Raw genomic sequence first — 6,521 nt, 5'->3', positions numbered from 1 at the left:
TGAACAGGAGGGACAGCTGATAGAAACAGAAGCCACTGGAGCACCTCAAAAACACCATCATACACTAAATCAGTAAGTTGGCAGCATCACCAACTACACAAACTCATACTTCCTCTGGAAAGTGGCAACCAGAAATTCACCGATACAACAGAGTCAGAGTTATACTTCCCCCCACAAACATCAACGGCTCCCATCGGGAGCCGTTTTTTTAACTACTGCATAGCACGTAGGTTAAGCCATCTCAGTTTGCAGACGCATAACCTGACGGTTGACTTCGGACATCACAGACAAGTGCTGTTTGTCCTTCACTTTTGGGACAAGGATCTTGCCCTTATCAAACTCAAAAGCGCCAACATCCTTGATATACAACCGTCCACGGAACAGGATCTTCACGTACTTCGCCACCTGAAGCGGGTTGTAGCGTTGGAAAATTTTCATTCTTGTATCTCCTGCGAATCATACGCTCTTGCGGCGCCACAATCGGCCCGACTGTTCTGAGCGCAAATTTTGTTGCCCAATGACTATAGACCAGAACTACGTAGTTACCCAGTGTGCATAAGTTTATTTACCGTTTGATTACAATTATTCAGAATAATCTTTTCAAACTGTGACTACAGGCAGTATAAGCCGTCGTTTTTTTATGGATATGTGCGTTCGCCCGCAAACTGGCATCGGGATTGCGGGAAAAGCCCATTGATCGCACTTATGATTAAAAGCGTAAGACCAAGTGGTCGGATCACCTGCATACAATAAGGAAACACCATGACCCTACGTAACATTCTTGCAGCCGCATGCCTGCTCCTGCCCCTGTGGGCGAGTGCCCACAACATTGAAAAAGGACAACGCGTACCGCCAGTCGGCATTGCTGACCGGGGAGAATTGATTCTCGACAATGATAAGTTTAGCTACAAACCGTGGAATAGCGCGCAGCTCGCGGGCAAAGTGAGAGTTGTACAACATATTGCCGGTCGTACATCTGCAAAAGAGAAAAACGCAAACCTGGTGGAAGCGATCAAGGCCGCAAAATTCCCGCATGACCGCTATCAGACCACCACCATTGTGAACACCGACGATGCCATCCCTGGCTCCGGGATGTTTGTACGCTCAAGCCTTGAGAGCAACAAAAAGCTCTACCCGTGGTCGCAGTTTATTGTCGACAGCAACGGCGTGACGCGCAAAGCCTGGCAGCTTGAGGAAGAGAGTTCAGCGATTATCGTGCTGGATAAAAACGGCCAGGTGCAGTGGGTAAAAGACGGGGCGTTAACCCAGGAAGAGGTGCAGCAGGTGGTTGATCTGCTGCACAAGCTGCTGGCTCAGTAAAGAGAGACCCGGAAGCCTGGATTGAGGAATGATTCGCGCGGGGTGTAGTCCAGCGGCTTGCCCTGCCAGTCATGAACATGCGCACCCGCGGCCGCGGCTACCGCGTGGCCGGCTGCCGTGTCCCAGATGTTCGTCGGCCCGAAACGGGGATAGAGCTGCGCCTGCCCCTCCGCCACCAGACAGAATTTCAGCGAGGAGCCAATCGAGGTCGTCTGATGTTCGCCCAGCTGTTGCAGATACTCCTCCAACTCGCTGTCGCTGTGCGAGCGGCTGATGACCACCAGCGGAGGGCGCGCATCGCGCACCTGGATCGGCTTGCGGACACCACACTCTTCCTTCCAGGCCTTGCCTTCTGCGGCGCTGTACATCACTTTCATCACCGGCGCGTAGACCACCCCAAGCACCGCCTTGCCCTTGTCGATCAGGGCGATATTCACGGTGAATTCACCGTTACGCTTGATAAACTCTTTGGTGCCGTCCAGAGGATCGACCAGCCAGTAACGCTGCCAGTGCTGACGCTCATCCCAGCTCTGCGGCGCTTCTTCGGAAAGCACGGGGATCTCTGGCGTGAGTGCCTGTAGCCCTTTCATGATCACGCCATGCGCCGCGATATCCGCCGCCGTGACCGGGGAATCATCCGCCTTGCTGACAACGTTCATCGGTTGTGCGCCATCATACACCTGCATGATGGCATCGCCCGCATCCCGTGCGAGCTGACAAATTTTATCTAACATTCTCCACCTCTTCGTTAACGCAGTGGGTATAACTCTTTGTTTTATTTATATCGTAATGTGAACAATTCCGCTATCTGTGAAGCAATTCCGGTTTCATCGCCCTTTTTTCTGGCAGGATTCACACTTCTGTAAGCAACAAACGATAGATACATATTCTTTTGTGGCCTGGATCGAAAAAAGGACTCCTCTGATGATTAAGTTTAGCGCAACGCTCCTGGCGACGCTGATTGCAGCGAGCGTACAGGCGGCGACGGTCGATCTCCGTATTCTGGAAACCACCGACCTGCACAGCAATATGATGGACTTCGATTACTACAAAGATACCCCTACGGAAAAATTCGGACTGGTACGCACGGCAAGTTTGATCAATGCCGCCCGCAATGAAGTGAAAAATAGCGTGCTGGTCGACAACGGTGATTTGATTCAGGGGAGTCCGCTGGGTGACTACATGGCGGCAAAGGGGCTGAAAAAAGGCGAGATCCACCCGGTGTATAAAGCGATGAACACCCTGGATTATACCGTCGGCAACCTCGGTAACCACGAATTTAACTATGGTCTGAAATACCTGCACGATGCGCTGGCAGGCGCAAAATTCCCTTACGTTAACGCCAATATCATCGACGTTAAGACCAAAAAGCCGCTTTTCACCCCTTATCTGATTAAAGAGACCGAGGTTGTTGATCAGGACGGTAAAAAGCAGACGCTGAAAATTGGCTACATCGGTTTTGTACCGCCCCAGATCATGACCTGGGATAAAGCCAATCTCACCGGCAAAGTCACCGTTAACGACATCACCGAAACGGCGCGTAAATACGTACCGGAGATGCGTGAAAAAGGGGCGGATGTTGTGGTCGCTGTCGCCCACTCGGGCCTCTCTGCCGATCCGTACCAGGTGATGGCGGAAAACTCGGTTTACTACCTGAGCGAAGTGCCGGGCGTGGACGCGATCCTCTTCGGCCACGCTCATGCGGTCTTCCCGGGTAAGGATTTTGCCAGCATCAAAGGGGCAGACATCGACAAGGGAACGCTCAACGGCGTGCCGGCGGTAATGCCCGGCATGTGGGGCGACCATCTTGGCGTGGTGGATCTGGTGCTCAATAACGACAGCGGCAGCTGGAAGGTGACCGGATCCAAAGCCGAAGCGCGCCCCATCTACGATGCTGCCGCCAAAAAATCACTGGCGGCTGAAGACCAAAAACTCCTCGACGTGCTCAAGCATGACCACGACGCCACCCGCGAATTCGTTAGCAAGCCGATCGGCAAATCCGCCGACAACATGTACAGCTATCTGGCGCTGGTACAGGATGACCCGACCGTTCAGGTGGTCAACATGGCGCAGAAAGCCTATGCCGAACATTTTGTTCAGGGCGATCCGGACTTAGCCAACCTGCCGGTGCTTTCCGCCGCCGCACCGTTCAAAGTGGGCGGACGTAAAAATGACCCGGCCAGCTATGTTGAAGTGGAAAAAGGCCAGCTGACGTTCCGTAACGCCGCCGATCTCTACCTCTACCCGAACACGCTGGTCGTGGTTAAAGCAACGGGTAAAGAGGTGAAAGAGTGGCTGGAATGCTCCGCCGGGCAGTTTAACCAGATCGATCCGAAGAGCAGCAAGCCGCAGTCGTTGATTAACTGGGACGGGTTCCGCACCTATAACTTCGACGTTATCGACGGGGTGGATTATCAGATTGATGTCACCCAGCCGGCGAAATATGACGGCGAGTGTCAGGCCATTAATCCGCAGGCAGAGCGCATCAAAAACCTGATCTTCAAGGGCAAGCCTGTCGATCCGGCGGCCACCTTCCTGGTGGTGACCAATAACTATCGCGCGTATGGCGGCAAATTTGCCGGCACCGGCGATAGCCACATTGCATTTGCCTCCCCGGATGAGAACCGCTCGGTGCTGGCCGCCTGGATCAGCGCAGAGTCGAAAAAGGCGGGAGAGATTCATCCGGCGGTCGATAACAACTGGCGTCTGGCCCCGATCCACAGCGATACCCCACTGGATATTCGCATTGAAACATCTCCGTCGGATAAGGCTGCGGCGTTTATTAAGGAGAAGGCGCAATACCCGATGAAGAAGGTTGCGACGGATGATATCGGGTTCGCGATTTATCAGGTGGATTTAAGTAATTAAAAGCAAAACGGCAACGCACGTTGCCGTTTTTAGTGTTTATTCCCTCTCCCTGTAGGAGAGGGTTAGAGTGAGGGCATCAGACCGCACATTCCCGGCTTTTACGCTGCCCGCTCATCCCGGTTCGCCATTACTTTTGGCGTATTCACCTCTATCCAGTCCGCCAGCGCAGCCACTTTCTCGCTCACCTCTACGCCAAGTGGCGTCAGGCTATACTCAACGTGCGGCGGTACAACAGGATACGAAACGCGATCGACAAAACCGTCATGCTCCAGTGCCTGCAGCGACTGGGCCAGCATCTTCTCGCTCACGCCGCCCATTTTACGGCGCAGATCGCTGAAGCGGTGCGTTCCCTCACGTAGCGCCACCAGGATCAGAACCCCCCAGCGGCTGGTGACATGTTTGAGCACCTCTCTGGACGGGCACTGCTCCGCGAAGAGGTTACCATCGCGCATTTGTTCGCTGAGTGTCGGTATCGTCATTTAATACTTACCTTTTTGTACGTACTTACTAAAAGTTAGTTATGGTGCTAGTGTGCCACAACACCAGACAAACACGAAGGAGATTGATCATGATCGCGATTACCGGCGCTACCGGCCAGCTTGGCCGCGTCGTTATCGAACAGCTGTTAAAAACCGTCCCGGCAAACCAGATTGTCGCCATTGTGCGTAACCCGGCGAAAGCGGAAGCCCTGAGCCAGCAGGGTATTGTGGTTCGTCAGGGCGATTACACCGACCAGGCCGCGTTGACCACGGCGCTGAAGGGTGTGAAGAAACTTCTGCTGATCTCATCCAGCGAAGTGGGTCAGCGCGCCACGCAGCACCAGAACGTCATCAACGCTGCCAAAACGGCTGGCGTGACATTTATCGCCTACACCAGCCTGCTGCATGCGGATAACTCACCGCTGGGCCTGCACGTTGAGCACGTTGCTACGGAAAAAGCGCTGGCAACATCCGGCATTCCTTATGCCCTGCTGCGCAACGGCTGGTATACCGAAAACTACCTGGCGAGCGCGCCGCCTGCGCTGGAACACGGCGTGTTTATCGGTGCCGCAGGTGAAGGCAAAATCGCCTCAGCCACCCGTGCGGATTACGCGGCGGCGGCGGCAAAAGTGGTTTCGGAAGAGGGCCACGCTGGCAAGGTCTATGAACTGGCAGGCGACAGCGCGTGGACGCTGAGCGAACTGGCGGCTGAACTGAGCAAGCAGAGCGGTAAACCGGTGGTTTATCAGAACATGAGCGAAGCGGATTTCGCCGCTGCGCTGAAGAGTGTCGGCCTGCCTGCCGGGTTGGCGGATATGCTGGCGGACTCTGATGTGGGCGCATCTAAAGGCGGGCTCTTTGACGATAGCCATACGCTGAGCAAACTGATTGGGCGAGCAACGACCTCTCTGGCGGAGAGCGTCAAGGCCATCCTGTAATTGTTACGGATTGGTTATTTTTTGTGGCATCCCCTCGGGTCATCTCTGATAATGAAGCGATGACCCACGAGGAGGCTCACCGTGCAAGGCGTACCGGAACAATTTAGCGATGAGAGAGACAGCGCGCGCTTTCGCCATCTGGCGCAGTTGCCGGGTCTGGAGCTTTATCACGCGCATATCGCTGACTACGCCTTTGAGCCTCACACGCACGAAGCCTTCGGCATCGGCACCATCGAAACCGGTGCCGAGCGCTTTCGCTATCGCGGTACCCAGCACCTGGCCGCTGAAAAATCCGTTGTCACCATGAACCCGGACGAGATCCACACCGGTGAATCGGCCACCGAAGGTGGCTGGCGCTACCGGATGGTTTACATCGAACCCGCTTTACTGGAAGAGGTGACTGGCCTGCGCCACTGGTGGTTCAGCGACGTGACCCGCCACGACCCGCTGCGTTCGCAGCAAATCGGCCAGCTGATCTACGGCCTGTGGCATACCCAGGACCCGCTTGCGCAAAAAGGACTGCTGTTGGATCTGATTGAGACCTTCCAGCCGTTGGCCCATCACGCCCCAATAATTAAGGAAGGCGCGCACCGGTTCGAACGGGTACGCGAGTATCTGCACGACAACTACATGCACGCCGTGACGCTGGACGAGTTGGCCAACGTGGTTTCTCTCAGCCCTTACCATTTTCAGCGCCAGTTTAAAGCCCATTTCCACGTCACGCCGCACCAGATGCTGATGGCTATTCGCTTGTGGCGCGCCAAAGGCTTCCTTACGCACGGTATGCCCGCCGCCGAAGTGGCCGCCGCGACCGGGCTGACCGACCAGTCGCATTTAACCCGCGCGTTTACCCGCCGCTACGGGATTACGCCTGTCCGCTACCAGAAACAAGTTATCGGGCGCTGATGCGCAATCT

7 protein-coding genes are annotated in these 6,521 nt (G+C 54.9%); 4 read left to right on the top strand and 3 right to left on the bottom strand.

Annotated features, from left to right (window positions below; translation table 11 throughout):
• Window positions 1–231: 231 nt before the first annotated feature.
• Complete coding sequence (locus ACOTZF_RS21240) at window positions 232–438, bottom strand: DUF1107 domain-containing protein (protein WP_008501430.1); 207 nt, start codon at window positions 436–438, stop codon at window positions 232–234.
• A 324-nt stretch (window positions 439–762) separates the two neighbouring features.
• On the opposite strand from ACOTZF_RS21240, the gene ACOTZF_RS21235 reads away from it, so the two are divergent.
• On the top strand, window positions 763–1,320 hold the full coding sequence (locus ACOTZF_RS21235) for a YtfJ family protein (protein WP_013095323.1): 558 nt from the start codon (window positions 763–765) through the stop codon (window positions 1,318–1,320).
• On the opposite strand, the gene cysQ is transcribed toward ACOTZF_RS21235, so the two are convergent.
• Complete coding sequence (gene cysQ, locus ACOTZF_RS21230) at window positions 1,314–2,054, bottom strand: 3'(2'),5'-bisphosphate nucleotidase CysQ (RefSeq protein WP_013095322.1); 741 nt, start codon at window positions 2,052–2,054, stop codon at window positions 1,314–1,316. The two genes, ACOTZF_RS21235 and cysQ, sit on opposite strands and share 7 nt — an antisense overlap.
• A gap of 190 nt (window positions 2,055–2,244) precedes the next feature.
• Between cysQ and ACOTZF_RS21225 the strand changes: the two genes are divergently transcribed.
• Window positions 2,245–4,188, top strand: a complete 1,944-nt coding sequence (locus tag ACOTZF_RS21225) for a bifunctional 2',3'-cyclic-nucleotide 2'-phosphodiesterase/3'-nucleotidase (protein ID WP_129317801.1) — start codon at window positions 2,245–2,247, stop codon at window positions 4,186–4,188.
• Between the two features lie 98 nt (window positions 4,189–4,286).
• On the opposite strand, the gene ACOTZF_RS21220 is transcribed toward ACOTZF_RS21225, so the two are convergent.
• Window positions 4,287–4,667, bottom strand: a complete 381-nt coding sequence (locus tag ACOTZF_RS21220) for a winged helix-turn-helix transcriptional regulator (RefSeq protein WP_028027891.1) — start codon at window positions 4,665–4,667, stop codon at window positions 4,287–4,289.
• 89 nt (window positions 4,668–4,756) lie between these two features.
• On the opposite strand from ACOTZF_RS21220, the gene ACOTZF_RS21215 reads away from it, so the two are divergent.
• Window positions 4,757–5,605: an SDR family oxidoreductase gene (locus ACOTZF_RS21215; protein ID WP_129317800.1), complete on the top strand. Its 849-nt coding sequence runs from the start codon at window positions 4,757–4,759 to the stop codon at window positions 5,603–5,605.
• Between the two features lie 81 nt (window positions 5,606–5,686).
• Window positions 5,687–6,511, top strand: coding sequence for an AraC family transcriptional regulator (locus tag ACOTZF_RS21210; RefSeq protein ID WP_013095315.1), 825 nt, complete (start codon window positions 5,687–5,689; stop codon window positions 6,509–6,511).
• Window positions 6,512–6,521: the final 10 nt, after the last annotated feature.

Origin of the sequence: Enterobacter cloacae complex sp. SHL021 (genome assembly GCF_049237765.1) — a bacterium.
GTDB classification, from domain to species: domain Bacteria; phylum Pseudomonadota; class Gammaproteobacteria; order Enterobacterales; family Enterobacteriaceae; genus Enterobacter; species Enterobacter cloacae.
This window is presented reverse-complemented; position numbering and strand designations above follow the sequence as displayed.

Excerpts from the sequence above, each read along its gene's own strand:
- ACOTZF_RS21240 (WP_008501430.1), bottom strand. The coding sequence starts at position 438 with ATGAAAATTTTCCAACGCTACAACCCGCTTCAGGTGGCGAAGTACGTG.
- ACOTZF_RS21235 (WP_013095323.1), top strand. The coding sequence starts at position 763 with ATGACCCTACGTAACATTCTTGCAGCCGCATGCCTGCTCCTGCCCCTG.
- cysQ (WP_013095322.1), bottom strand. The coding sequence starts at position 2,054 with ATGTTAGATAAAATTTGTCAGCTCGCACGGGATGCGGGCGATGCCATC.
- ACOTZF_RS21225 (WP_129317801.1), top strand. The coding sequence starts at position 2,245 with ATGATTAAGTTTAGCGCAACGCTCCTGGCGACGCTGATTGCAGCGAGC.
- ACOTZF_RS21220 (WP_028027891.1), bottom strand. The coding sequence starts at position 4,667 with ATGACGATACCGACACTCAGCGAACAAATGCGCGATGGTAACCTCTTC.
- ACOTZF_RS21215 (WP_129317800.1), top strand. The coding sequence starts at position 4,757 with ATGATCGCGATTACCGGCGCTACCGGCCAGCTTGGCCGCGTCGTTATC.